The organism is Romboutsia sp. LXY-2, from assembly GCF_056171995.1.
This window is the reverse complement of record NZ_JBKFGI010000023.1, coordinates 1-25,835: the sequence shown is the minus strand read 5'-3', so window position 1 is coordinate 25,835 and position 25,835 is coordinate 1. Positions and strand designations below refer to the sequence as shown.

Below are 25,835 nucleotides of genomic sequence, written 5' to 3'. Positions count from 1 at the left end.
ATGCAGTTTTTAGAGTATTAACTCTACAACTTAATAGAAATATTAAGCATAAAGATTATGTGGTTATTATAGCAAAGAGGATACACCTGTTCCCATTCCGAACACAGAAGTTAAGCTTTTTAGCGCCGATGGTACTTGGGGGGCAACTTCCTGGGAGAGTAGGACGTAGCCACGTAATCTTTTTTATGTTACGTAATTTAAAAATTAATTTTTACTTTTAATAATTAGACTAGGAAGTGTTACTTTCTAGTCTTTTTTTCATATTATAGCTAGTGATATCTAATGTTAAAGAAATAAAAATAGACAATTAACGAAAAATTTTGCTAGAAAAACCCCTTAATTTAAGTTAGGTAAAATGGAAGTATATAAACTAAAAGTTATTTAGTTTATTAAAGTTATCTTATTAATTAAGGAACTTCTAGAAACGTCTTCAAAAATAAAGTTAATTAGTCTATAATCTTTAATATTAATAAATGAAAGGGGACTAAAGGGGAGATATGCTTAAAAAAATTAACAAAATTTTAGTTGCCAATAGAGGCGAAATTGCTATAAGAATATTTAGAGCTTGTTCTGAGTTAGGAATAAGAAGTGTAGGGATATATAGTAAAGAGGATAAATATAGTTTATTTAGAACAAAATCAGATGAGTCTTATTTAGTAGGGGAAGATAAGGGACCTATAGATGCATACTTAGATATGGATGGCATAATTGAACTAGCAAAACAAAAAAATGTAGATGCTATACATCCTGGATATGGATTCTTAGCTGAAAATCCAGAGTTTGTAAAAAAATGTGAGGCTAATGGAATTATATTTATTGGTCCTTCAGCAGATGTAATGAACATGATGGGGGATAAGATAAATTCTAAAAAAATAGCAAAAGAGGTTAATGTTGCTACTATACCAGGTGTTGAAAAATCTATAAAAAGTGTAGAAGAAGCAAAAGAAGTAGCTAATTATATAGGATATCCTATAATGCTAAAGGCATCTAACGGTGGTGGCGGTAGAGGTATGAGAGTAGTCTATGATGAAGAAAACTTAGCTATTGAATATGAAACTGCTTGTAGTGAATCAAAGAAAGCTTTTGGGGAAGATATAATATTTATAGAAAAATATATATCAAATCCAAAACATATAGAAGTTCAAATACTTGGAGATAAGCACGGCAATATAGTTCATTTATATGAAAGAGATTGCTCTGTTCAAAGAAGACATCAAAAGATAATAGAGTATGCACCAGCGTTCTCATTAGATGATAAAATCAGAGAAGCTATCTGTAGTGATGCAATAAAAATCGCAAAGCATGTAAACTATGTGAATGCAGGAACTTTAGAATTCTTGGTTGATGAGAATGGTCAATATTACTTCATAGAAATGAACCCAAGAGTTCAGGTAGAGCATACTGTGACAGAAATGATTACAGGAATAGATATAGTACAAAGTCAGATACTAATCGCTCAAGGTCATAGATTAGATGGTGAGGCAATAAATATAAAATCTCAAGAGGATGTACAAGTAAGAGGATATTCAATCCAATGTAGAATAACTACTGAAGATCCTAAAAATAAATTCATGCCTGATACGGGTAAAATACAAGTATATAGAACTGGTTCTGGATGTGGTATAAGACTTGATGGTGGAAATGGATTTACGGGTGCAAATATTAGCCCATACTACGATAGTTTACTAGTAAAAACAATATCTTGGGATAGAACTTTTACTGGAGCAATAAATAAAACGATAAGATCAATAAAGGAAATAAGAGTAAGAGGAGTAAAGACTAACATAGGATTTTTAGTTAATGTATTAAATAATCCTATATTTAAAGATGGAAACTGCAGTACTAAGTTTATAGATAGTAACCCTGAGTTATTTGAAATTAGAGAAAGTAAAGATAGAGGCACAAAATTACTTCAATTTATAGGTAATGTAGTTGTAAATGAAAATAAGTGTGAAGAGAAGCCAAGCTTTAATAATTTATATACACCCAAAATGGATAAAGAAATTATAAAGGTTGAAGGTAGCAGAGAACTATTCAATAGATTAGGTAAAAAAGATTATATTGAGCAAATAAAAAATGAAAATAAATTATTATTAACAGATACAACTATGAGGGATGGTCATCAATCATTGTTAGCAACAAGACTTAGAACATATGATTTATTAAAAGTAGCAGAACCTACACAACACTACATGAAAGATTTATTCTCTTTAGAAATGTGGGGAGGGGCTACTTATGATGTTGCGTATAGATTTTTAAAAGAATCTCCATGGATTAGACTTCAAAAACTAAGAGAAGCTATTCCAGACATTATGTTCCAAATGTTATTTAGAGCGTCAAATGGAGTAGGATATAAGAACTATCCAGATAATGTTATAGAGGCGTTTTTAAAAGAGTCTGCAAATCAAGGTATAGATGTATTTAGAATCTTTGACTCGCTAAACTGGATAGAAAATATGAAGCCATCAATAGAAACAGCTCTAGGAACAGGAAAAATAGTAGAAGCAAGTATTTGCTATACAGGTGATATACTTGATAAATCAAAGACTAAGTATGATTTAGAATACTACATTAGAATGGCCAAAGAATTAGAGAGCTTAGGTTCAGATATTATATGTATAAAAGATATGGCAGGACTTCTTAAGCCATATGCAGCTTATACACTAATAAAAGAATTAAAGCAAAATGTAAGTACTCCAATACATTTACACACACATGATACAAGTGGAAATGGTGTAGCTACTTGCTTAATGGCAGCACAAGCTGGAGTAGATATAGTAGATGGTGCATTAGAAACTATGGCAGGACTTACAAGCCAACCACCAATAAACGCAATAGTTGAAGCATTAAGGAATACAGAACGAGATACAAATATTGATTTATATGGTTATGACGAGTTAGGTGCTTATTATAGAGATTTAAGAAAAGTATACAATAAGTTTGAAAGTGATTTATGTAACCCATCTGCTGAGATTTATAAATATGAGATACCTGGTGGACAATATACAAATCTAAAACCTCAAGCTGATAGTTTAGGATTAGTAAATAAGTTTGATAAAGTCAAAGAAAACTATAAAGAAGCAAATGATATATTAGGAGATATTATAAAGGTTACTCCATCTTCTAAAGTTGTTGGTGACTTAGCAATCTTCATGACTAAAAATAAATTAAACAAAGATAATATTGTAAAAGAAGGGGAAAAGTTATCATTCCCAGACTCTGTAGTAGATTATTGTAAAGGTATGATTGGTCAACCAGAAGGTGGAATACCAGAAGATATACAAAGAGTTGTATTAAAAGGTGAAGAAGCAATAAATGTTAGACCAGGTTTATTAATTCCTAAGGAAGACTTTAATGAACTAAAATCTTATTTAGATGATAAGTTTAGCATGAATACTAATATAAGAAATATCCTTAGCTATACACTATACCCGAGGGTATATGAAGATTACCTAAAGCATCTACAAGCATATAATGATATATCAAAACTAGAAAGTCATGTTTACTTCTATGGATTAAATAAAGGTGAAGAATGTGATGTGGAAATAGAAGAAGGTAAGGTATTAACTATTAAGTTAGTTGATGTAGGTGAAGCGAAGGAGAATGGATGTAGAACAATAGTATTCGAGTTAAATGGAATGATTAGAGAAGTGGAAATAAAAGATAGAAACTTTGCAGGAGAAATAAAAGATATACTAAAAGCAGATATGAATGATCCTTTACAAATAGGAGCTAGCATACCTGGTAAAGTTATAAAGATAATAGCTGAAAAAGGTCAAGATGTTAAAGCTAATCAACCTCTTTTAGTAATTGAGGCAATGAAAATGGAAACCATAATAGTTTCAAAGACAGATGGTAAGATAAAATCTATAGAAGTCAAAGTAGATGAATTAGTAGGAGATAAACAACTATTGATTACAATGGAAAAATAATAACAGGTTAAAGAAAAGCTATAGATATTGGAATTTGATTTCATATATCTATAGCTTTTATAACTAATAGTGAAATTATAGGGTTTACTTAAATGCTCATGAAAAAAGATGCTAATATATTTAAATAAAAGTTTTCCTTTGGGAAATTGGGATAAGAATTTTAGAATAATAATGAAGGAGAAGTAATATCTATGTAGAAATAGATAAATTAAGAAAATAAAATACTAGTTTATAATTAAAGTTATAAATAAACTTATTACAGTACTTTATTTCCTGGGAAATTAAATCATTTCAAACATTCACGATAGGCTTTATATTACTTACAAAAGTAAGAGTAGAAATGTGGCAACAGTAAATAATATTTAATAAAGATCCTTAAGAATATGTGTTAAAAGAACGTAAAATAACAAGTATATAAATATTAAGAAATACATATTGTATATATAAGGATAAAGTTATAAAGCTACAGACGAAGCATATCGCGGGAATGCCATTACAATATAATATTATCACCACCTGCACATACAAATGATAAGTGGTTTTTAAGTTTTATCAAGGTTAAAGCTTAGTTTACTTAAATTAGTAAAATGTACTACAAACTAATAATTAAAATTTGTATAAATTTAAAAAGGTAGGTGCTTTTATGAAGGTTTATGATAGCCAAATGTTAAGGAACGTAGCAGTTTTAGGACACAGTGGTTGTGGGAAAACAAATCTAATTGACGCTATAGCTTATAATTCAAATCAAAGTGGCAAAGTACCAAGAATAACAGATAAAGTTAATATGACTTACAGTATGGGATTAGTGCCAGTAGAATATAACGACTACAAGTATAATTTACTTGATACACCTGGATATTTTGATTTCAGTGGAGACGTTATTTCATCTCTTAGTGCTAGTGATGCAGCGATAATAGTTATTGATGCCACTACACCTATTCAAGTTGGAACAGAAAAGTCTTTAGAACTAACAGAGAACATACCTAAGATAATGTTTATCAATAAAATCGATAATGAAAAAGCAAGATATAAAGATGCAATAGAAATGTTAAGAGAGAAATATGGAAATAAAGTAGTTCCGATGATAATTCCTATATACAAAAACAAAGAGTTTGTTAAATTACATAATATTTTTGAACACATAGATGATTTAGATAATGAATTTAAAGATCAAGCTACAACTGTAAAAGAGGCACTAATGGAGCTTATTGCAGAGACAGATGATGAGATTTTAGATAAATATTTTAGTGGTGAAGAATTAACTACTGAGGAAATACAAAGAGGAATAACAGTTGGAGTTCAAAGAGGAGATATAATCCCTGTAATCTGTGGCTCTACTATAAATAACATAGGAACAAAGGAAATTCTTAATACTATATCTAGCTACTTGCAACCAAAGTATGTAGAGGGAGACAAATCCTTTAAAGGATTAGTATTCAAAACAATGGTTGACCCATTTATAGGTAAGATGTCATATCTAAAGGTTACACAAGGAGAGCTTTGCAAAGATACAGATATATTTAATCTAAACAAATCAGAAAAAGATAGAATACCTAATTTATATACAATGGTAAATAATGAATTAGTAGAAGTAGAAAGAGCTAAATGTGGAGATATAGTGGTAGTTACAAAAATGAATTCACTACAAACTGGAGATACAGTTTCAGTAGATAAAGGTAGCGAGGTTCTAAATGAAATTAAGCTTCCTAAACCTCAAATATATTATGCAGTAGTTCCTAAAAATAAAGGGGATGAAGAAAAGATAAGTGCTGCATTAAGTAAGATAGTAGAAGAAGACCCTACTATTGATTGGTATAGAAACTCTGAGACTAAGCAAGCTCTTATTGGTGGTCAGGGAGAGTTACACATAAATATAGTAAAAAATAAAATGAAAGATAAATTTGGTGTAGATATAGGATTAGATGACTTAAAGGTTGCTTATAGAGAAACTATAAAAGGATTTGCTGATGTTCAAGGTAAGCATAAGAAACAATCTGGTGGTCATGGTCAATACGGAGATGTAAAAATAAAATTTGAGAGAACATCAGGAGGCTTTGAGTTTGCTGAAGAAATATTTGGTGGATCTGTTCCTAAGCAATATATACCAGCAGTAGAAAAAGGGCTTAAAGATTCCATGATAAAAGGCGTATTGGCAGGATTCCCTGTTACAAATATTAGAGCGACACTTTATGATGGTTCATACCATGATGTTGACTCTTCAGAAATGGCATTTAAGATGGCAGCTAGTATTGCATTTAAAAAAGGTATGGAGCAAGCACAACCAGTACTGTTAGAGCCAATAATGAAGCTTACAATTACAGTTCCAGAAGAATATATGGGAGATGTAATGGGAGACATAAATAAGAGAAGAGGTAGAATACTTGGAATGGAGCCTGATGATAAAGGAAGACAAATAATATATGCTCAGGCACCTCAAGCGGAAACATTTAAATATGCTATAGATTTAAGATCTATGACACAAGGAAGAGGATTCTTTGAAATGGAAGTTGAAAGATATGATGAAGTTCCTCAAACTATTGCCCAAAAAATAATAGAAGAAGCTAATAGACAATAGATATAAATACAATAAAACATAATTAAACTCCAGATGAAATATTTGGAGTTTTTTTACATTTTTTATATAAGTATTACATTTTTAGTAATATGAGATTCATTTATTATTTCAAAATAAAAAATATTTTTTTGATTTTGGATATGCAATAAAAAGGAAAATTTACATACTATGTAAAAAATGTAATAGTTAATAGTTTTTAATAAACTCAATTAAAAGATGGAATTGACGTATATAAAATAAATTAACATTATCTCAACTTAATAATATAAATAAAAGTAAGGGTAATTAATTTAATCAAGTTATACTAAAACAAATTTAAAGATTGATAAATTAAATTTAAATACAGACAGTAATATAGATAGACTAAAAAGTAAGTACTTTAGAGAGATGGGAGGAATGTTATGTACTTTAATAGATTTACTCAACGAGGCAAAAAAGCCATAGATTTATCTTTAGATTCTGCGAAAAGTTTAGGTCATAAAGTTGTGGGAAGTGAGCACATACTTTTAGGTTTAGTTAGAGAGTGTGAAGGTGTGGCGGCAAAGGTACTAATTAAACTAGGATTGAGTGAAGAATATATAGTAGAAAAAATAATACAAATTGAAGGCAAGGGCGATGAAATCTCAGAGAATATAACATTAAGCCCTAGAAGCAAACAGATTCTAGAACTTTCAGGTATGTTTGCAAATAAACTAAAAACTAATTACATTGGGACAGAGCATATACTTCTTGCAATAGTTCAAGAAGGTGAAGGTGTAGCAATGAAGATATTAAACAATGCAGGGATAGATGAAAGAGACATTGTTCAATATATTATTGAGATGATAGGTTTAGAAGAATATACATCACAGACTCAAAATGAAAGTAGTTACACGAGCAACACTAAGCAAACCACATCTAAGCTTTTAGATAAGTATGGGAGAAATCTTACTCAATATGCAGAGGAAAATAAAATAGATCCAGTTATAGGAAGAGATAAGGAAATTCAAAGATTGATTCAAATTTTAAGCAGAAGAACGAAAAATAACCCAGTATTAATTGGAGATCCAGGAGTTGGTAAAACATCTATTGCTGAAGGCTTGGCAATAAATATAGCGATGGGTGATGTTCCAGAAATGTTAAAAAATAAAACCATATACTCTTTAGATATGGGTTCTTTAATTGCAGGGGCTAAGTATAGGGGAGAATTTGAAGAAAGAATTAAGCAAGTTGTTGAAGAAGTGATAAAATGTGAAAATATAATATTATTTATAGATGAAATGCATACAATTATTGGTGCAGGCTCTACAGGTGAAGGCTCTATTGATGCATCTAATATATTAAAGCCAAGTTTGGCAAAGGGTGAAATACAAATTATAGGGGCTACAACTATTGATGAGTACAGAAAAAGAGTTGAAAAGGATGCAGCATTAGAAAGAAGATTCCAACCTGTATTAGTTAATGAGCCTACTAAGGAAGATGCTATTAAAATATTAGAAGGATTGAGAGATAAATATGAAGCTCATCACAAGGTTAAAATAACAGATGAAGCAATAAGAGCAGCAGTTGATTTATCTATGAGATATATTACGGACAGATTTTTACCTGATAAGGCGATAGATTTAATAGATGAATCTGCATCTAAGGTAAGATTAAAAGAAAATACACCTCCTACAGAAGTTAAAGAGTTAGAGGAGCAAGTTCAAAATATAAATAAAGATAAAGAAGAATCTATTGTATGCCAAGATTTTGAAAAAGCAGCATTAATAAGAGATGAGCAAGTAAATCTTAAAAAGCAATTAGATGAGGTTAGAGATAATTGGAAAAAATCATCTAAATATTCAGGAAAAGTAGATGCAGAAGCTATAGCAGAAGTAGTTGGACTATGGACTGGTATACCTGTAAGTAAATTATTAGAAGGTGAAGCGGATAGGTTACTTAATCTAGAAGATATCCTTCACAAGAGAGTTATAGGTCAGGAAGAAGCAGTTAATGCTATCTCTAAAGCTATAAGAAGATCGAGAGCTGGACTTAAAGATGTAAATAGACCTATTGGTTCTTTCTTATTTTTAGGTCCTACAGGGGTAGGTAAAACAGAATTATCTAAGGCTTTAGCAGAGGTTCAATTTGGAGATGAAAATCAAATAATCAGAATGGATATGTCTGAATACATGGAAAAACATTCTGTATCAAAACTAATTGGTTCTCCTCCGGGATATATAGGTCATGATGAGGGAGGGCAATTAACAGAAAAGATTAGAAGACATCCATACTCTGTAATATTATTTGATGAAATAGAAAAGGCTCATACAGATGTATTTAACATATTATTACAAATACTTGATGATGGAAGATTGACTGATTCTAAAGGTAGAACAATTGACTTTAAGAATAGTATTATAATAATGACTTCAAATGTAGGAGCAACTACAATCAGTAAGCAGAAAGTAATGGGATTTAGTGCAAGTAAAGAAGATGTAGTAAAAAGTAATTATGACAAGATGAAGTCTAATATTATGGGAGAACTAAAGTTAAAATTTAGACCGGAGTTTTTAAATAGAATAGATGATATTATAGTTTTCCATTCTCTGACAGAAGAGCACATAAATGAAATAGTTATATTGATGGTTTCAAAAGTAGTAGAAAGATTAAAGGAAATGGAAATTGAGTTAGAATTAAGTCAAGAGGCAGTAAAGTTAATTGCTGAAGCTGGTTATGATTTAGAATATGGAGCAAGACCACTTAAGAGAGCTATTCAAAAAGAACTTGAAGATGAATTATCTGAAGCTATACTAAGAGGTGACATTCATAAAAATAATAAAGTAAAGGCTATAGTAGAAGATGATAAGATAGTATTTATTAATCAATAGTGATAATCTAAATAAGAGGAGCAATTCACTCCTCTTATTTAATATTGTGTAATTATTGCATTGTAAATGGTATATAACATATATATGTGAAGTATATGTGAAATGAAAATAAAAATATAAACATAACATATTATTCCATACATATGTTAAAATTAAATAGTACAATAGGAAATTAAGGGTGATTTAGACAATGGCAAAGATAAAAACTAAATATGTATGTCAAGAATGTGGGTATGAGACATCAAAATGGCTTGGGAAATGTCCTGAGTGCACAAAATGGAATACATTTGTTGAGGAGATAGAAGAAAAAGGATCAAAAAAAGAAGTATTTGTAATAGATAAATCTTCATCTAGACCAGTCAGTATAAATTCTATACAAACTAAGACAGAGGAACGATTTTCTACATGTATAAACGAATTAGATAGAGTTCTAGGTGGAGGAGTAGTAAAAGGATCTCTTGTACTTGTAGGTGGAGACCCAGGTATAGGAAAATCTACTTTATTAATCCAAGTATCAAGTAACGTAGCTAATTCAGGTAAAAGAGTATTATATATCTCTGGTGAAGAGTCAGAATCTCAAATAAAAATGAGAGCACAAAGACTTGGAATCAATTCTGATAATTTATATATATTTGCAGAAAATAACTTAAGCTTAATAGAAGCGCACTTAGAAAATATAAGTCCAGAACTTATTATCTTAGATTCTATTCAGACAGTTTACAGTCCTGAAATATCATCAGCACCAGGTAGTGTTAGCCAAATCAAAGAAGGAACTTCACGATTTATGAAAATTTCTAAGAAAATGGGTATATCAACCTTCGTTGTTGGACATGTAACTAAGGAGGGTTCTTTAGCTGGGCCAAAGTTACTAGAGCATATGGTTGATACAGTACTATATTTTGAAGGAGAAAGATACAACACTTATAGATTAGTAAGAGCTGTTAAGAATAGATTTGGTTCTACCAATGAACTTGGTGTATTTGAAATGAGAGACCTAGGTTTAGTAGAGCTAGATAATCCATCAAAAATATTAATAGCTGAGAAGCCAAAAGATGTAGCTGGTTCAGTTATAATATCAACAGTAGAGGGAACAAGACCAATGCTTTTAGAAATGCAGGCACTAGTATCTCCAACTAGTTTTGGGATACCAAAAAGAACTGCAACAGGAGTAGATTACAATAGGGTATCTTTACTTCTTGCGGTACTTGAAAAACGTGTTGGTATGCAGATTCAAAATCAAGACGTATATATAAATATAGTAGGCGGAATAAAGATTAATGAACCTTCAATAGATTTGGGTATTATTATGGCAGTAGCATCTAGCTTTAGAAATATGAATGTAGATGAACATATTGCAGTTACAGGAGAAGTAGGACTTACAGGCGAAGTTAGAGCTGTAAGCTTTATTGAAAAAAGAATAGCTGAATGTAAGAAGCTAGGCTTTAAAAAGATAGTAATACCAAGAAGTAACTATGAAGTAGTAAAGGACACAAAAGGAATAGAAATTTGGCCAGTTGATAATGTAAGACAAGCAATAAATATAGTACTAGGGGGTAACAAGTAATTATGGAGGATTTCCTAAATAATAAAAGCTTATTACAGACATTAAAAATGATATCTCCTGGAACGCCACTTAGACAAGGCTTAGAAAATGTATTAAAAGCTAAAACTGGAGGACTTATAGTTATAGCAACAAATGAAGAATCTCTGAAAGTAGTTGATGGTGGTTTTAACATTAATGCAGAATATTCACCTTCATATTTGTACGAATTAGCTAAGATGGATGGAGCTATTGTTCTTAGTGGAGATTCGAAAAGAATTCTTACAGCAAATGCACAATTAATACCTGACTATTCAATACCTACATCAGAAACAGGTACAAGACATAGAACAGCAGAAAGAGTGGCTATACAAACAGGTGCCGTTGTTATTGCGATTTCACAAAGAAGAAATGTAATATCTGTTTATATAGGAGACCAAAAATACGTGGTTGAAGAAATATCAAAGATATTTACAAAAGCAAATCAGGCTCTTCAAACGTTAGAGAAATATAAAGCAGTTTTAGATCAAGCGGTAATAAACCTAAATGCTTTAGAATTCAATGATTTAGTAACCATTTATGATGTAGCGTTAGTAATTCAAAAGATGGAGATGGTAATGCGAATTACCAACATAATTGAAAAATATGTAATAGAATTAGGTGTAGAAGGTCAATTAGTTAGTATGCAGTTTGAAGAACTAATGGGAACTACAAAGTTAGAACAAAAATTAATCTTTAAAGATTATAGTAGCTCTGATGGAGATATAAAAGACTTTAAGAAGAAGATAAAAGATTTATCATCTGAAGATTTAATAGATCTAATAAACATAGCTAAAATACTTGGTTATAGTGGATTCTCTGAAAATATGGACATGCCTATAAGAACAAGAGGATACCGAATATTAAACAAAATACATAGGTTACCGACTACAATAATTGAGAACTTAGTAAATTATTTTGATAATTTCCAGGAAATATTAAAGGCTTCAATTGAGGACTTAGATGATGTTGAGGGAATAGGAGAAATAAGAGCAACATATATAAAAAATGGACTTATAAAAATGCAACAATTGGTATTATTAGACAGACATATATAAAGAATTTTCAAACATTAAACTTGAATATAGATGATAAGTTGATTATAATAATTAATTATTAAACAATAACTAGGGGGTGAAGCATTGATAAGGAAAGTAACTAGGGTAGTTATAGGTCTAATAGGGCTTATACTTGGAACAACTACTTATTTAACACTGATGGATAAATTTCCACAACTAAAATTTGGAACAGATATGTATGGCTTCATAATATCTGGAGCAGTAGGGATTATTTTAGGTCTACTATTCTATGCAGTAGAGCCTTGGATTATAAATAAAATAAAAGAAGCAGCAAAAATAATGGACAAAGAAATATCTAAATATCCTCAAACTGATATACTATTAGGCTCAATAGGATTAATTGTTGGATTTGTTATAGCTTATTTAATAAGCGGATTAATAAACACTATACCTATAATGGGACCAATATTATCGTTACTTACATATGTATTTATGGGATACTTAGGTATTAGAATAGCTTTAAAGAGTAAAGATGACTTATTTAATTTAAATAAGTTAACTAAAATTCCTACATCAATCAAAGAAAAAGGAAATAAGAAGGAAGTTAAGGGTATTCCACCAAAGGTATTAGACACAAGTGTAATTATTGATGGTAGAATAGCAGATATATGTAAAACAGGATTTATTGAAGGTAAATTAATAATACCGTCATTTGTATTAGAAGAGTTAAGACATATAGCTGATTCGTCTGACGATTTAAAGAGAGTAAGAGGAAGAAGGGGTCTTGATATACTTAATATTATCCAAAAGGAATTAAATATTGAGGTTGAGATAAGTGAAAGAGACTTTGCGGATATCGCAGAAGTTGATAGTAAGCTTCTAAAACTTGCTCAAGTTTTAAATGGTAAAGTTGTTACAAATGACTATAACTTAAATAAAGTAGCTCAATTCCAAGGTGTTGAGGTTTTAAATATTAATGAACTTGCAAATGCAATTAAGCCAGTTGCTATACCAGGAGAAGAAATGGTAGTTCAAGTGGTTAAAGAAGGTAAAGAAGCTAGCCAGGGTATAGCTTATTTAGATGATGGTACAATGATAGTTGTAGACGGAGGAAGAAAACATATGGGTGAAACTATACGTGTATTAGTTACATCTGTTTTACAAACTCCAGCAGGAAGAATGATATTTGGGAAACCAAAAAATTAGATAGAGATAATAATAGGGAATGCAAAAAGATGATATTTATCACCTAGTTGCATTCTTTTTTTACATATAGGGAAACTATGATAGCTCATAGTCTTAGTTTAAATATAGGTTATATTGGAGTTATAAAAAATAAATATGAGTAAATCCTATGACGAGTAGGTATAGTAAATTAGCTATAAATAAATTATTATAAGGTATTTATGCAAGGAAATAATTAATATATAATTAAGCAAGTAGAAAAATTGACAAATGTAAGTTTAGATATAGGGGTGATAAAATGAACAGCGTTATAATTGTTGCAGCAGGTAGCGGAAAAAGAATGAAATTAGATATAAATAAGCAATATATAAAAATAAAAGAGAAAGAAGTAGTTGCTCATACCATAGAAGCTTTTTACCAAAATCCTAATATTGATGAAATAATAGTGTGTATAAAAAAAGAAGAAGAAGAGTTTTTTAAAGAGAATATTATTGATAAATACCAATATAAAAATATAAAGATAGCTTACGGTGGGGCAGAGAGACAAGACTCAATAAACAATGGACTAAAACAAGTTGCTGAGGACTGTAGTGTGGTACTTATACATGACGGAGCAAGACCTTTTATAGATAATAGTGTAATAAATGACTCTATTGAAGCTGCTAAAGAAAAAGGTGCAGTAGTGGTAGGTGTACCAGTTAGAGACACAATAAAGGTAGTTAGCAATGACACTATAGAGAATACACCTGAAAGAAGTACTTTATGGCAAGCTCAAACACCTCAAACATTTAAATATGATTTAATAATAAGAGCATATGAAGAAGCTTATAAGTCAAATTATTATGGAACAGATGACTCTATGCTTGTAGAGAATATAGGTAAAAATGTAACTATGATTATGGGATCATATGAAAATATTAAGATAACTACGCCAGAGGATATAGATTATGCTGAGCATATTTTAAATATAAGAAAAAATAGAAAGTAAGGAGAATAGACATGAGAATAGGTAGTGGATACGATGTTCATAAATTAGTTGAAAATAGAAAATTAATAATGGGTGGGATAGAAATACCACATGAAAAAGGATTATTAGGACATTCTGATGCAGATGTGCTAGTTCATGCTATTATGGACTCTATGTTAGGGGCATTAGCTTTAGGCGATATTGGTAAACATTTCCCTGATACTGATGAAAAATATAAGGGAGCAGATAGTATAAAATTACTAGAACATGTAAATACTCTAATAAGAAGTAGGGGATATATGGTGAATAATATAGATTCTACCATCATAGCTCAAAGCCCTAAAATGGCTCCTCATATAGAAAACATGAGAAGTAACATAGCGAGAGCTTTAGATACGGATATAGATAATGTAAATGTAAAAGCTACGACAGAAGAAGGATTAGGCTTTACAGGAGCAAAAGAAGGTATAGCAGCTCAAAGCATATGTTTATTAGTTAAAGTTGACAACTAATATTAAATGCTATATTATTATTAATAAGTTAATTTTCAAAAAATAGTAACTTATTTAATAATAAATACATATACTTAAAAAAAGAAAAAAATGGCTATGATGAAGAAGTAGTAAAAGGTGAAATCTTTACAGAGAGGAAACATTGCTGAGAGTTTCCAGGAGGAAGTCTTCGAACCAATCTTCTAGCTTAGAGACAGTAACAAGTCTCTACGGTAGGGACCGTTATATCCCATAAAGAGAGCCTTATGGCTAACTAGAGTGGTACCGCGGAAGTATAACCTTTCGTCTCTATACATTATGTATAGAGACGAGAGGTTTTTTTAGTTTAATAATAAATTTAAATATAAAACAAAAGAAGAGAATAGGAGAAAAACGCTATGAGAATGTCAAAAATGTTTATGCCAACATTAAGAGAAATACCAGCAGATGCTGAAATAACAAGCCATCAATTAATGCTTAGAGCAGGTATGATAAAGAAAATGGCTTCAGGGGTATATAACCAATTACCAATGGGTCTTAGAGTATTCAATAAAGTACAACAAATAATAAGAGAAGAATTAGAAGCAAAAGGATGCCAAGAAATACTTTGTGCAGGTATAATACCAGCAGAACTTTGGAAAGAGTCTGGTAGATGGGATGTAATGGGAGCAGAAATGTTCAGATTAAAAGACAGAAACGAAAGAGATTATTGTCTTGGACCAACTCACGAAGAAGTATTCACAGATATAATAAGACAAGAAGTTACTTCATATAAGCAACTTCCATTAAACTTATATCAAATACAAGTAAAATACAGAGATGAAAGAAGACCTAGATTTGGGGTTATGAGAACTAAGACTTTCACAATGAAAGATGGTTACAGCTTCGATATAGATCAAGAAGGATTAGATAAGTCATACCAAGATATGTTTGAAGCATATACAAACATTTTTGCAAGATGTGAATTAGACAACAGCCCAGTTCAAGCAGATTCAGGAGCTATAGGTGGTTCTGTATCAGCAGAGTTCATGGTTAAATCAGAAGTTGGAGAAGATGAAATAGTATTCTGTAGCGGATGTGACTATGCAGCTAACATGGAAAAAGCTGAGTCAGTTGATACTACATTACCAAAAGAAGAAATGAGAGAATTAAATCCAGTTCATACTCCAGGAGTTCACACAATAGGTGAATTAGAAGAGTTCTTCGGATGTAGTGCACAAAAGTTCGCTAAGACTTTAATATACGAAGCAGATGGAAAGACAGTAGTAGTTTTAGTAAGAGGAGATAGAGAAGTTAACGAAACTAAAGTTGCTAATGCAATAGGAGGAGCTATAGAATTCGAACTTGCAAGAGAAGAAGTTGTAAGAGAATTAACTAATGCAGAAGTAGGATTTGCTGGACCAATAGGAATAAAGGCAGATCATATATTAATAGATAGAGAAGTAGCAGAACAAAGTAACGTAGGTGTAGGTGGAAATAGAACTGATTACCATATACAAAATGCAAACTTTGGAAGAGACTTTGATGGAGTAGTTGGAGACTTCAGAAATGTTACTGAAGGAGATAAGTGTACTAAGTGTGGAGGTTCTTTAGAAATAGCTAGAGGGGTAGAAGTTGGTCATATATTCAAGCTAGGAACTAAGTACTCAGAAACTATGGGATGTAACTTCATAGATAAAGATGGTAAGTCTAAGCCAATGGTAATGGGATGTTACGGAATAGGTGTAGAAAGAACAGCTGCAGCTATAATAGAGCAACATCATGATGAAAATGGTATAGCATGGCCTTTATCAGTTGCACCATACCATGTAGTAGTTGTACCAGTTAACGTTAAAAAAGAAGAACAAATGGAAGCTGCTGAGAAGATATACGGAGAGCTTAAATCTATGGGTGTAGAAGTATTACTAGACGATAGAGATGAAAGAGTTGGAGTTAAATTCAAAGATAGTGAATTAATAGGTATACCAATGAGAATTACTGTAGGTAAAGATATTACTGAAGGTAAGGTAGAATTCAAGTTAAGAAAAGAAGCAGATAAAGAATTAATAAGATTAGATGAAATCAAAGCTAAAATAGAAGCTGAATTTGTAAAAAGCAACGTAAAGTTAGGATAATATAAAATAGGCAATTATGGAGAAATAGTAAAAGATGGATACTTCACAGAGAGGAAACGTAGATGAGAGTTTCTAAGTTAAAGTCTTTGAACCAGTCTTCTAGCTTAAAAACTATTATTAGTTTTTACGGGTAAGAGCGTTATATCTTTTAAGGTGAGCCTTAGGGCTAATTAGAGTGGTACCGCGGAAAACCTCCGTCTCTAGATATTTAGAGATGGAGGTTTTTTTGATATAAAAATTTAAAAAATATCAGCATATATAAATAAAATATATAGAGAAAAAGGGCAATTGGAGAATGATTTTAATTAAAATAAGGAGGATTAACTATGAGTAAGAATGAAAAGCAATTTGTTGAGGAAATAACACCAATGGAAGTGGATTTTCCACAGTGGTACACAGATGTAATATTAAAGACTGATCTAGTTGATTATGCACCAGTAAAAGGATTTATGGTTGTAAAACCTTATGGATATGCAATATGGGAAAATATACAACAATTTCTTGATAAAAGATTTAAAGATACAGGTCATAAGAACTGCTACTTCCCATTGTTAATACCAGAAAGCTTATTAACAAAAGAAGCAGAGCATGTAGAAGGTTTTGCACCAGAAGTTGCATGGGTAACACATGGTGGAAATAAGAAATTAGAAGAAAGACTTTGTGTAAGACCTACTTCAGAAACTATAATATGCAATATGTATGCTAAGTGGTTAAAGTCATATAGAGATCTTCCATATCTTTATAACCAATGGTGTTCAGTAGTTAGATGGGAAAAATCTACTAGACCATTTTTAAGAACTTCGGAGTTTTTATGGCAAGAAGGTCATACTCTACATGAAACAGCAGAAGAAGCACAAGCTGAAACTATACAAATGCTAAAAATATATATACAACTATGTGAAGAACTATTAGCTATGCCAGTAATATCAGGGCAAAAAAGTGAAAGTGAAAAGTTTGCTGGAGGAGAAAGAACTTATACTATAGAGGCTTTAATGCATGATGGTAAGGCTTTACAATCTGGAACTAGCCATTTCTTAGGTCAACACTTTACAAAAGCTTTTGATATTACTTTTGCAGATAGAAATAGTAAGCTAGCACATCCTTATCATACATCATGGGGGGCATCAACTAGACTCATAGGTGGTATTATAATGACTCATGGGGATAATAGAGGGTTAATACTTCCTCCAAGAGTAGCTCCAACTCAAGTTGTAATAATACCGATTGCAGCTAAAAAGGGTAATGTAATGGAAAAGGTTGATGAATTATTTGCATCACTAAAAGCTAAAGGTATAAGAGTTGAGGTAGATGATAGAGATAACTACTCTACAGGTTGGAAGCTTAATGAGTGGGAAATGAAGGGTGTTCCTGTAAGAATAGAAATAGGTCCAAAAGATATAGAAAACAATCAAGCTATGGTATTTAGAAGAGATTTATTAGAGAAAAATGCTGTATCTTTAGATAATATAGAAGATAGCATAGTAGATTTATTAGATAATATTCATGATACTATGTTAGAAAAAGCAAGAGAACATAGAGAAGAACATACTTATCAAGTGGATAATATGGATGAGTTTAAAAAGGTTATAACTGAAACACCTGGATTTGTTAAGACTATGTGGTGTGGAGATGCTGAGTGCGAAGCTAAAATTAAGGAAGAAACAGGGGCAACAATAAGATGTATTCCTTTTGAACAAGAAAATTTAGGTAATAAGTGCTTATGCTGTGGAAAAGAAGCTAAACAGATGGTATACATCGCTAAAGCATATTAATATATAGCTTTTTGCAAGATTAGAAAATTTTGATTTGGATTGGCGCTCCGGGGTGAATATATAAGTTATCTGTCATGCAGGCTAAGAACGTGCCTGCAAATGACATGTAAACTTATATATTCGCCCCTACGCTAAATTTAAATCAAAATTTTTTGTTTGCAACAAATTATAGAGGAGAGAAGTAAAAAGAGATTAGAAATTAAAGAGTTAAAAATATGATTTATGAACCCTATTTTTGTGGAAAAGTATAAATATTGATACTGGGGATATAAATATATAATAGAAAAGTAATTAACATAAATACTGTTAATAACTAGGGATATGTGGATATTTTTTGAGAAAAATCATAGAAGTTTTCCACAGAGTTAAAAATTAGCTTGCCAAGTAATGTAGTATTTTAATATTATAAATATATTGAGTAAAAATAACTAGGAGGTAATTTATATGAGCGTAAGAGTAAGATTTGCTCCAAGTCCAACTGGATTTGTTCACATAGGTAGTTTAAGAACAGCTTTATACAACTACTTATTCGCAAAGAAAATGGGTGGAGAGTACATATTAAGAGTAGAAGATACAGACCAAACAAGATTAGTAGAAGGTGCTATAGAAAACATGCTAACAGGTATGGCATGGGGTGGTGTTAACCACAGCGAAGGTGTTGTATTAGATGAGAATGGAAATATAACTCAAAAGGGTGAATATGGACCATACATACAATCAGAAAGATTAGATATATACAAAGAATATATAAAGCAATTATTAGACAATGGACAAGCTTATTATTGCTTCTGTACTAAGGAAAGATTAGACGACGTTAGAGAAAAGCAAAAAGAAGCTGGAGAAACTCCAAGATACGATGGTCACTGTAGAGACCTTACTAAGGAAGAGGTAGAAGCTAAAATAGCTGCTGGTGAACCTTATGTTATAAGATTAAGATTACCAGAAAATCATGTTATAAAGTTCACTGACTTAGTTAGAGGAGAAACTGAATTCAATACTAACGATTTAGATGATCAAGTATTAATAAAGACTGATGGGTTCCCAACTTACCATTTTGCTGTTGTAGTTGATGACCATTTAATGAAAATAACTCATGTTATAAGAGGAGAAGAGTGGGTATCTTCAACTCCAAAGCATGTTTACTTATATGAAGCATTTGGATGGAAAGCTCCAACATTTGTACACTTACCAAACATACTTAACAAAGAAAAGAAAAAGTTAAGTAAGAGACATGGTGATGTTGCAGTTGAAGACTTTAAGAAAAAAGGATATTTACCAGAAGGATTAATCAACTATGTTGCATTAGTTGGATGGTCTCCTGAAGATAACCAAGAATTATTCACTATGGAAGAATTAGAAAATGCATTCTCTGTAGAGAGAGTTTCTAAGAGTGGTGGGGTATTCGACACAGAAAAATTAAACTGGGTTAACCAACATTATATAAAAGATGCAGATGATGCTTACTTAACAGATTTAGCTATACCATTCTTAGTGGAAGCTGGATTTGTAAGTGAAGAAGAAGCTACTACTAAGTATGACTTCTTAAAAGGTATGGTTTCTGTACTTAAAGAAAAATTACAATATGTAAAAGAGATAACTGAGCATGCTAATATATTCTTCGGTGAAACTGTTGAGTTAGAAACGGAAGAATGTAGAGAGTTCTTAAACTTAGAACATATGCCAACATTAATAGATGCATTACAATCTAAAATGGAAAATGCAGAAGTTGTTGATGAAGCTTTCGTAAAAGCAATGTTCAAAGAAATACAAAAAGAGCATGGAATAAAAGGTAAAAACTTATTCATGGGATCAAGAATAGTATTAACAGGACAAATGCATGGACCAGATCTTCCAAAAACTATGGAGGTTTTAGGAAAAGAAAATTGTTTAAATAGAATATCTTATGTAAAAAATAATCTTTTATAGTTAAAAAAGTCCGCTATTTATAAGGCGGGCTTTTTTTTATGTAAATATTTGATGAAAAGATTTACCCTCAAAATCGAAGGAATTTATGTTAATAAAGTTAATATATAAAAAGCAATAAAAAATGAATTAATTATAATAAAGCATAAAATGATACAAGGAGATAGATTATAAGCGTTTGTTTTTATTTATAGGGGGGTAAGTATGAAAATAGAAGATGTAAAAAAAGAGTTAAAGGATCTTTGTATAGAATATGTATCAATATTAGAAAATTTAAAGAACAACGATATAATTACAGATGATGAATTTGAAAAATGTGCAAATAATAAAATTCTATTCATAGAAGAATAATCCAATATTATCTTGATTAGTAGATTTTTTTGCTCAAGTAAGGATATAATAGTAATACTATTAATTGTGTAAATTTTAAATTATAATATATTGTATAATGTTTATGGAAAGTAATAACAATACAGTGAGGTGATGAGTATGAAATTATATAATACATTAACTAGAACGAAAGAAGAGTTTGTTCCAATAGAAGAAGGAAAAGTAAAGATGTATGTATGTGGACCTACTGTGTACAACTACATTCATATAGGGAATGCAAGACCGTTTATCATATTTGATGCTTTAAGAAGATACTTAGAGTATAGAGGATATGATGTAACGTTTGTTCAAAACTTTACAGACGTTGATGATAAGATAATCAAAAGAGGTCATGAAGAAGGTATAGCACCAGAAGAAGTAGCAAAGAAATACATAGATGAATACTTTGTAGATGCAGATGGGTTAGGAATAAAGAGAGCTAGTGTTCATCCAAGAGTTACTGACAACATTGAGCAAATAATAAAGTTTGTAAAAGATTTAGAAGAAAAAGGATATGCTTATGAAGTAAATGGGGACGTATACTTTGATACTAAGAAATTTGAAGGATACGGAAAGCTTTCTAGACAAAAGCAAGATGAGCTAGAAGCAGGAGCAAGAATAGAGGTAAATGATCAAAAAAGACATCCAATGGACTTTGTTCTTTGGAAAGCTAAGAAAGAAGGAGAACCAGGGTGGACTAGTCCATGGGGTGAAGGAAGACCAGGATGGCATATAGAGTGTTCTGTTATGTCTAACAGATACTTAGGAGAAACTATAGATATACATGCTGGTGGTCAAGATTTAACTTTCCCACATCATGAAAATGAAATAGCTCAAAGTGAAGCTAGAAGTGGAAAGATATTCTCAAACTACTGGATACACAATGGATATATAAACATAAACAATGAGAAAATGAGTAAATCTAAAGGGAACTTCTTTACAGTAAGAGATATATCTAAGTTATATGATTTAGAAATAGTAAGATTCTTCATGTTATCAGCTCATTACAGAAATCCAGTTAACTTTAGTGATGAAATGTTAAACCAAGCTAAAGCTGGACTTGAAAGACTTTATAATACTAAGGAAAAATTAGAATTCACTTTAAGTAACTTAAGTGAAGAAGTTATGAGTGAAGAAGAAACTATATTAGCAAAAGAACTTGATGCATACAGACAAAAGTTTATAGATGCTATGGAAGATGATATAAATACTGCTGATGCAATAAGTGTAGTATTTGAGTTAGCTAAATTTATAAACTCAAATGTAGATGAATCATCATCGAAAGAATTTGCTAATAAGTGTTTAGCAGAATTCAATGAATTAACTCAAGTATTAAATATAGTTAATAAAAAGCAAGATGATATGCTTGATGAAGAAATAGAAAACCTAATACAACAAAGAACAGATGCTAAGAAAAATAAAGATTTTGCATTAGCAGATTCAATAAGACAACAATTATTAGATATGGGAATTGTATTAGAAGACACAAGACAAGGTGTTAAGTGGAAAAGGATATAATATAATGGACAGAACAGAATTAATAACTATGTCTCCTTTAGTTTTAGCTTACTTAGGTGATACCGTATATGAATCATGTATAAGGGAGTACTTAATAAAGCAAAACATCAACAAAAAAGTTAATGATCTTCATAAGTCAGCTATAAAGTATGCAAATGCAAAAGCACAAGCAACAGTAATACATGAAATAGAAGAAGAGTTAACTGAAGATGAGCATAGAATATACAAAAGAGGTAGAAATCAAAAATCTCATACCTCACCTAAAAATGCTGACATAATAGATTACAAACATGCTACAGGGTTCGAAGCTTTAATTGGATACTTATACTTAAACAATGAAAATGAAAGACTTCAATACATTGTAGATAAAGGTATTAAAATAATCGAAAAGCATATGTAGAAACTAAAAAGTATTGTCTAGTTTAGGCAATACTTTTTTAATACAATATTAGTCTTAACTAATGTATAATAGAATGTATAAAAATTAAATTAGGAGGTTATCAAATGATAAAAGTAAAATTATTATCTTATACGCCAGAACCAGAAAAAGTTATATCTATGGCAGCTAAGTTATGTTACTCGCAAGTTGGAGTTGAAGGGATTGAAAAAAATCTTACTGATGAAGCTGTAGAGAGGTTTTTAAACATGTTAATAGATATAGGACATGAGTCGCCATTAGAGCATGTTTCATTTACTTTCGCAGTTGAAGGTATTTCAAGAAGCTGTTCACACCAAATAGTTAGACATCGTATAGCCAGCTTCTCTCAGCAAAGTCAAAGATACGTTAAGTTAGACCAATTCGAGTACATTATTCCTCCGGAAATAAATGAAATAGAAGAGGCAAGAGAAGTTTTTATAGATGCAATGGAAAAAGACCAAGAATCATATGATAAATTAGTGGATATATTATTTGATAAACATTATAATAATTTAATAAAATCTGGTAAAAATGAAAAAGAAGCAAAAAGACAAGCGGAAAAGAAAGCAATAGAAGATGCTAGATACGTGTTCCCTAATGCTTGTGAAACTAAGATGGTACTTACTATGAATACGAGAAGTTTATATAATTTCTTTGACCATAGATGTTGTGAAAGAGCACAATGGGAAATAAGAGAATTAGCAACTCAGATGCTTATAGAAGTGAAAAAAGTTGCACCAATATTATTCAAAAAAAGTGGTCCGAACTGCGTTAAAGGGCCTTGTCCTGAAGGAAATATGGCATGTGGAAATATTGTTCAGGTAAGAGAAAAATTTAAGAACTTATAGGCGGTGGAAGATTTGGCAATTATAGAAGGAAGAAATCCTGTAATAGAAGCAATAAAAAATGATAGAGAAATAGATAAATTAATGATAGCTAATTCAGCTAAAGAAGGATCTATAAAGAAAATAATAGGAATGGCAAAGGAAAAAAACATAATAGTTCAGTATGTCGATAAGAACAAGTTAGATGAAATAAGTACAAGTCATTCACATCAAGGCGTAATAGCTCAAGTTAGTGAGCACAAATACTGGGAGCTAGATGACTTAATAGATAGTGTTAAAGGAAAAGGAGAAGAGCCTTTCTTTATAATACTAGATGAAATAACAGACCCTCATAACCTAGGCTCAATAATAAGAACAGCAGACGCAGTAGGAGCTCATGGTGTAATAATACCAAAGAGAAGATCTGTAAATATTACTCCTGTAGTAGTTAAAGCATCTGCTGGTGCAGTAGAGTATGTACCAGTTTGTAAAGTAACCAATATAGTAAACACAATAAAGAGATTAAAAGAAGAAGGACTATGGATTGCAGCTGCAGACATGGATGGAGAAGATTTCTACAAACAAAATCTTACAGGAGCTTTAGGCTTAGTAATCGGTAGTGAAGGTTTTGGAATATCTAGATTAGTAAAACAAAATTGTGATTTTACTGTTAAGATGCCTATGGTAGGAAATGTAACGTCATTAAATGCATCAGTTGCAGGTGGTATTCTTTTATACGAAATATTTAGACAAAGAACAGGTAACAAATAAAATAATGAGAAGAAATATTAATCGTTATTTAGTAGTAGATGGTTACAATATTATAAACGCTTGGGATGAATTAAGGGATACAGCTAAAGATGATTTAGAAAATGCTAGAGAAAAATTAATTAGCGATATTATAGAATACTCTGAGTTTACAGGGAGAAAAGCAATAGTAGTTTTTGATGCATACAATGTAAAAAACTCTATGGAAAAGGTAGAGGAGAGAAAATACATAACAGTAGTTTATACAAAAGAACACCAGACTGCAGATAGTTATATAGAGAAGTTCATTACTTCTCTATCTAAATATGACGATGTTAAAGTTGCTACAAATGACTATGCAGAACAACAGATTGTTCTTGGTAAAGGAGCATCAAGAATATCTGCTAGAGAGCTAAAATTAGACCTAGATAGCACTAAAATTAGGATAAAAGAAAAGAATAGTAGTCATGTGAAAAAAATTCAGCGAAATTGGTTGGAAGAGCGCTTAGATGAAGAAACATTGTCGAAACTTGAGAACATTCGTAGAAAACGTTGAAATTACTTGCTTTGTTAAATTATAATATAGCTATGAAAATGTTTCTTTATAGGGGGATATACATGTTAATAGCTAAAGAAGAGGAATACGGGTTTGTAGATAACTCGCAACAAGATGAGTATGATATTGTATTAAAAGCTAGCAATGGGGATAAAATAGCATTAGAATACATTATTACAAAATACAAGAATTTTGTAAAAGCAAAGGCAAAGTCATATTTTTTAATTGGTGCTGATAAGGAAGATATAATTCAAGAGGGTATGATAGGGCTTTATAAAGCAGTTAGAGATTTTGACGGAAGTAAAACAAATTCATTTAAATGCTTTGCAGAAATCTGTATAACGAGACAGATAATCACAGCAATAAAAACTGCAACTAGACAAAAACATATACCACTTAATTCATATGTGTCTTTAAATAAGCCAATATATGACGAAGAATCAGATAGAACACTTCTAGATATTATTGCTACTAGTATAGTGACAGATCCAGAAGAGCTTATAATTAGCAAAGAAGAACTAAAAAACATAGAATCTAAGATGAATGAACTATTAAGTGACTTAGAATTAGAGGTGCTAGAGTTGTACTTAAATGGTAAGTCCTATCAATACATAGCAGACAGGCTAAAAAGAGATGTCAAATCAATAGATAACGCCCTTCAAAGGGTTAAGAGAAAATTAGAAAAACATCTTGAAAACAGGCATGATTAATAGTAAAATACTTACCATAAGCTTATTGTAAGCATATTAAATTATTAACATAACTTAAGAGGAGGTATTTCAAAATGGCTAAAGCTAAATTTGAAAGAAATAAACCGCACGTTAATATAGGAACTATAGGACACGTTGACCACGGTAAAACTACATTAACAGCTGCTATAACTAAGACGTTATTCGACAGATATCAATTAGGAGAAGCAGTAGATTTCGCTAACATAGATAAGGCTCCAGAAGAAAGAGAAAGAGGGATCACAATCTCTACTGCTCACGTTGAGTAT

19 protein-coding genes, 1 rRNA gene and 2 other annotated features are annotated in these 25,835 nt (G+C 31.0%); all 20 genes read left to right on the top strand.

Translation table 11 applies throughout. The features are described from left to right. Positions 1-58: 58 nt before the first annotated feature. Positions 59-175, top strand: a 5S ribosomal RNA gene (rrf, locus tag ACI48P_RS21390). Between the two features lie 322 nt (positions 176-497). Next, the gene (locus ACI48P_RS21385) at positions 498-3,932 is read left to right on the top strand and encodes a pyruvate carboxylase (protein WP_475219427.1); all 3,435 of its coding nucleotides are present in this window, start codon (positions 498-500) and stop codon (positions 3,930-3,932) included. A 643-nt stretch (positions 3,933-4,575) separates the two neighbouring features. Next, the gene (locus ACI48P_RS21380; protein WP_475219425.1) at positions 4,576-6,507 is read left to right on the top strand and encodes an elongation factor G; all 1,932 of its coding nucleotides are present in this window, start codon (positions 4,576-4,578) and stop codon (positions 6,505-6,507) included. A gap of 401 nt (positions 6,508-6,908) precedes the next feature. Continuing rightward, entirely contained in the window at positions 6,909-9,356 is a 2,448-nt protein-coding gene (locus tag ACI48P_RS21375; RefSeq protein ID WP_475219423.1) for an ATP-dependent Clp protease ATP-binding subunit, read from the top strand. 190 nt (positions 9,357-9,546) lie between these two features. Continuing rightward, positions 9,547-10,920: a DNA repair protein RadA gene (gene radA / locus ACI48P_RS21370; protein WP_475219421.1), complete on the top strand. Its 1,374-nt coding sequence runs from the start codon at positions 9,547-9,549 to the stop codon at positions 10,918-10,920. 2 nt (positions 10,921-10,922) lie between these two features. Beyond that, complete coding sequence (gene disA, locus ACI48P_RS21365) at positions 10,923-11,993, top strand: DNA integrity scanning diadenylate cyclase DisA (protein ID WP_475219419.1); 1,071 nt, start codon at positions 10,923-10,925, stop codon at positions 11,991-11,993. An 84-nt stretch (positions 11,994-12,077) separates the two neighbouring features. Continuing rightward, a complete protein-coding gene (locus tag ACI48P_RS21360; protein WP_475219417.1) occupies positions 12,078-13,160 on the top strand; it encodes a PIN/TRAM domain-containing protein in 1,083 nt (360 codons plus the stop codon). A gap of 277 nt (positions 13,161-13,437) precedes the next feature. Further along, positions 13,438-14,127 carry a 2-C-methyl-D-erythritol 4-phosphate cytidylyltransferase gene (ispD, locus tag ACI48P_RS21355; RefSeq protein ID WP_475219415.1) on the top strand — a complete coding sequence of 230 codons (690 nt, stop codon included), beginning with the start codon at positions 13,438-13,440 and terminating at the stop codon, positions 14,125-14,127. Between the two features lie 11 nt (positions 14,128-14,138). Continuing rightward, positions 14,139-14,618, top strand: a complete 480-nt coding sequence (gene ispF, locus ACI48P_RS21350) for a 2-C-methyl-D-erythritol 2,4-cyclodiphosphate synthase (protein WP_475219414.1) — start codon at positions 14,139-14,141, stop codon at positions 14,616-14,618. Between the two features lie 87 nt (positions 14,619-14,705). Then, positions 14,706-14,911, top strand: a binding site (T-box leader). 84 nt (positions 14,912-14,995) lie between these two features. Further along, positions 14,996-16,711, top strand: coding sequence for a proline--tRNA ligase (locus ACI48P_RS21345; RefSeq protein ID WP_475219412.1), 1,716 nt, complete (start codon positions 14,996-14,998; stop codon positions 16,709-16,711). Between the two features lie 4 nt (positions 16,712-16,715). Then, positions 16,716-16,916, top strand: a binding site (T-box leader). Between the two features lie 121 nt (positions 16,917-17,037). Beyond that, positions 17,038-18,483 carry a proline--tRNA ligase gene (gene proS, locus ACI48P_RS21340; RefSeq protein ID WP_475219410.1) on the top strand — a complete coding sequence of 482 codons (1,446 nt, stop codon included), beginning with the start codon at positions 17,038-17,040 and terminating at the stop codon, positions 18,481-18,483. 444 nt (positions 18,484-18,927) lie between these two features. After that, on the top strand, positions 18,928-20,409 hold the full coding sequence (gene gltX, locus ACI48P_RS21335) for a glutamate--tRNA ligase (protein WP_475219408.1): 1,482 nt from the start codon (positions 18,928-18,930) through the stop codon (positions 20,407-20,409). Positions 20,410-20,610: 201 nt separating this feature from the next. Next, the gene (locus tag ACI48P_RS21330) at positions 20,611-20,757 is read left to right on the top strand and encodes a hypothetical protein (protein ID WP_475219407.1); all 147 of its coding nucleotides are present in this window, start codon (positions 20,611-20,613) and stop codon (positions 20,755-20,757) included. A gap of 138 nt (positions 20,758-20,895) precedes the next feature. Then, positions 20,896-22,293 carry a cysteine--tRNA ligase gene (gene cysS, locus ACI48P_RS21325; protein ID WP_475219405.1) on the top strand — a complete coding sequence of 466 codons (1,398 nt, stop codon included), beginning with the start codon at positions 20,896-20,898 and terminating at the stop codon, positions 22,291-22,293. Positions 22,294-22,297: 4 nt separating this feature from the next. After that, a complete protein-coding gene (locus ACI48P_RS21320; RefSeq protein WP_475219403.1) occupies positions 22,298-22,693 on the top strand; it encodes a Mini-ribonuclease 3 in 396 nt (131 codons plus the stop codon). 107 nt (positions 22,694-22,800) lie between these two features. Beyond that, complete coding sequence (gene thyX / locus ACI48P_RS21315; protein ID WP_475219428.1) at positions 22,801-23,559, top strand: FAD-dependent thymidylate synthase; 759 nt, start codon at positions 22,801-22,803, stop codon at positions 23,557-23,559. 12 nt (positions 23,560-23,571) lie between these two features. Further along, positions 23,572-24,306 (top strand): 23S rRNA (guanosine(2251)-2'-O)-methyltransferase RlmB, encoded by a 735-nt coding sequence (gene rlmB, locus ACI48P_RS21310; protein ID WP_475219401.1) that lies wholly within the window; start codon positions 23,572-23,574, stop codon positions 24,304-24,306. Positions 24,307-24,310: 4 nt separating this feature from the next. After that, positions 24,311-24,838: an NYN domain-containing protein gene (locus ACI48P_RS21305; protein WP_475219399.1), complete on the top strand. Its 528-nt coding sequence runs from the start codon at positions 24,311-24,313 to the stop codon at positions 24,836-24,838. Positions 24,839-24,900: 62 nt separating this feature from the next. After that, entirely contained in the window at positions 24,901-25,548 is a 648-nt protein-coding gene (gene sigH / locus ACI48P_RS21300) for an RNA polymerase sporulation sigma factor SigH (RefSeq protein ID WP_475219397.1), read from the top strand. A 74-nt stretch (positions 25,549-25,622) separates the two neighbouring features. After that, a partial coding sequence (locus ACI48P_RS21295) for a GTP-binding protein (RefSeq protein ID WP_475219396.1) occupies positions 25,623-25,835 on the top strand: 213 nt, incomplete at its 3' end.

What these genes read in the sequence shown, in the direction of transcription:
- ispD (WP_475219415.1), top strand. Translation starts at nt 13,438, where the DNA reads ATGAACAGCGTTATAATTGTTGCAGCAGGTAGCGGAAAAAGAATGAAA.
- proS (WP_475219410.1), top strand. Translation starts at nt 17,038, where the DNA reads ATGAGTAAGAATGAAAAGCAATTTGTTGAGGAAATAACACCAATGGAA.
- sigH (WP_475219397.1), top strand. Translation starts at nt 24,901, where the DNA reads ATGTTAATAGCTAAAGAAGAGGAATACGGGTTTGTAGATAACTCGCAA.
- ACI48P_RS21375 (WP_475219423.1), top strand. Translation starts at nt 6,909, where the DNA reads ATGTACTTTAATAGATTTACTCAACGAGGCAAAAAAGCCATAGATTTA.
- ACI48P_RS21305 (WP_475219399.1), top strand. Translation starts at nt 24,311, where the DNA reads ATGAGAAGAAATATTAATCGTTATTTAGTAGTAGATGGTTACAATATT.
- ACI48P_RS21330 (WP_475219407.1), top strand. Translation starts at nt 20,611, where the DNA reads ATGAAAATAGAAGATGTAAAAAAAGAGTTAAAGGATCTTTGTATAGAA.
- ispF (WP_475219414.1), top strand. Translation starts at nt 14,139, where the DNA reads ATGAGAATAGGTAGTGGATACGATGTTCATAAATTAGTTGAAAATAGA.
- ACI48P_RS21385 (WP_475219427.1), top strand. Translation starts at nt 498, where the DNA reads ATGCTTAAAAAAATTAACAAAATTTTAGTTGCCAATAGAGGCGAAATT.
- ACI48P_RS21345 (WP_475219412.1), top strand. Translation starts at nt 14,996, where the DNA reads ATGAGAATGTCAAAAATGTTTATGCCAACATTAAGAGAAATACCAGCA.
- disA (WP_475219419.1), top strand. Translation starts at nt 10,923, where the DNA reads ATGGAGGATTTCCTAAATAATAAAAGCTTATTACAGACATTAAAAATG.
- cysS (WP_475219405.1), top strand. Translation starts at nt 20,896, where the DNA reads ATGAAATTATATAATACATTAACTAGAACGAAAGAAGAGTTTGTTCCA.
- ACI48P_RS21320 (WP_475219403.1), top strand. Translation starts at nt 22,298, where the DNA reads ATGGACAGAACAGAATTAATAACTATGTCTCCTTTAGTTTTAGCTTAC.
- gltX (WP_475219408.1), top strand. Translation starts at nt 18,928, where the DNA reads ATGAGCGTAAGAGTAAGATTTGCTCCAAGTCCAACTGGATTTGTTCAC.
- radA (WP_475219421.1), top strand. Translation starts at nt 9,547, where the DNA reads ATGGCAAAGATAAAAACTAAATATGTATGTCAAGAATGTGGGTATGAG.
- ACI48P_RS21380 (WP_475219425.1), top strand. Translation starts at nt 4,576, where the DNA reads ATGAAGGTTTATGATAGCCAAATGTTAAGGAACGTAGCAGTTTTAGGA.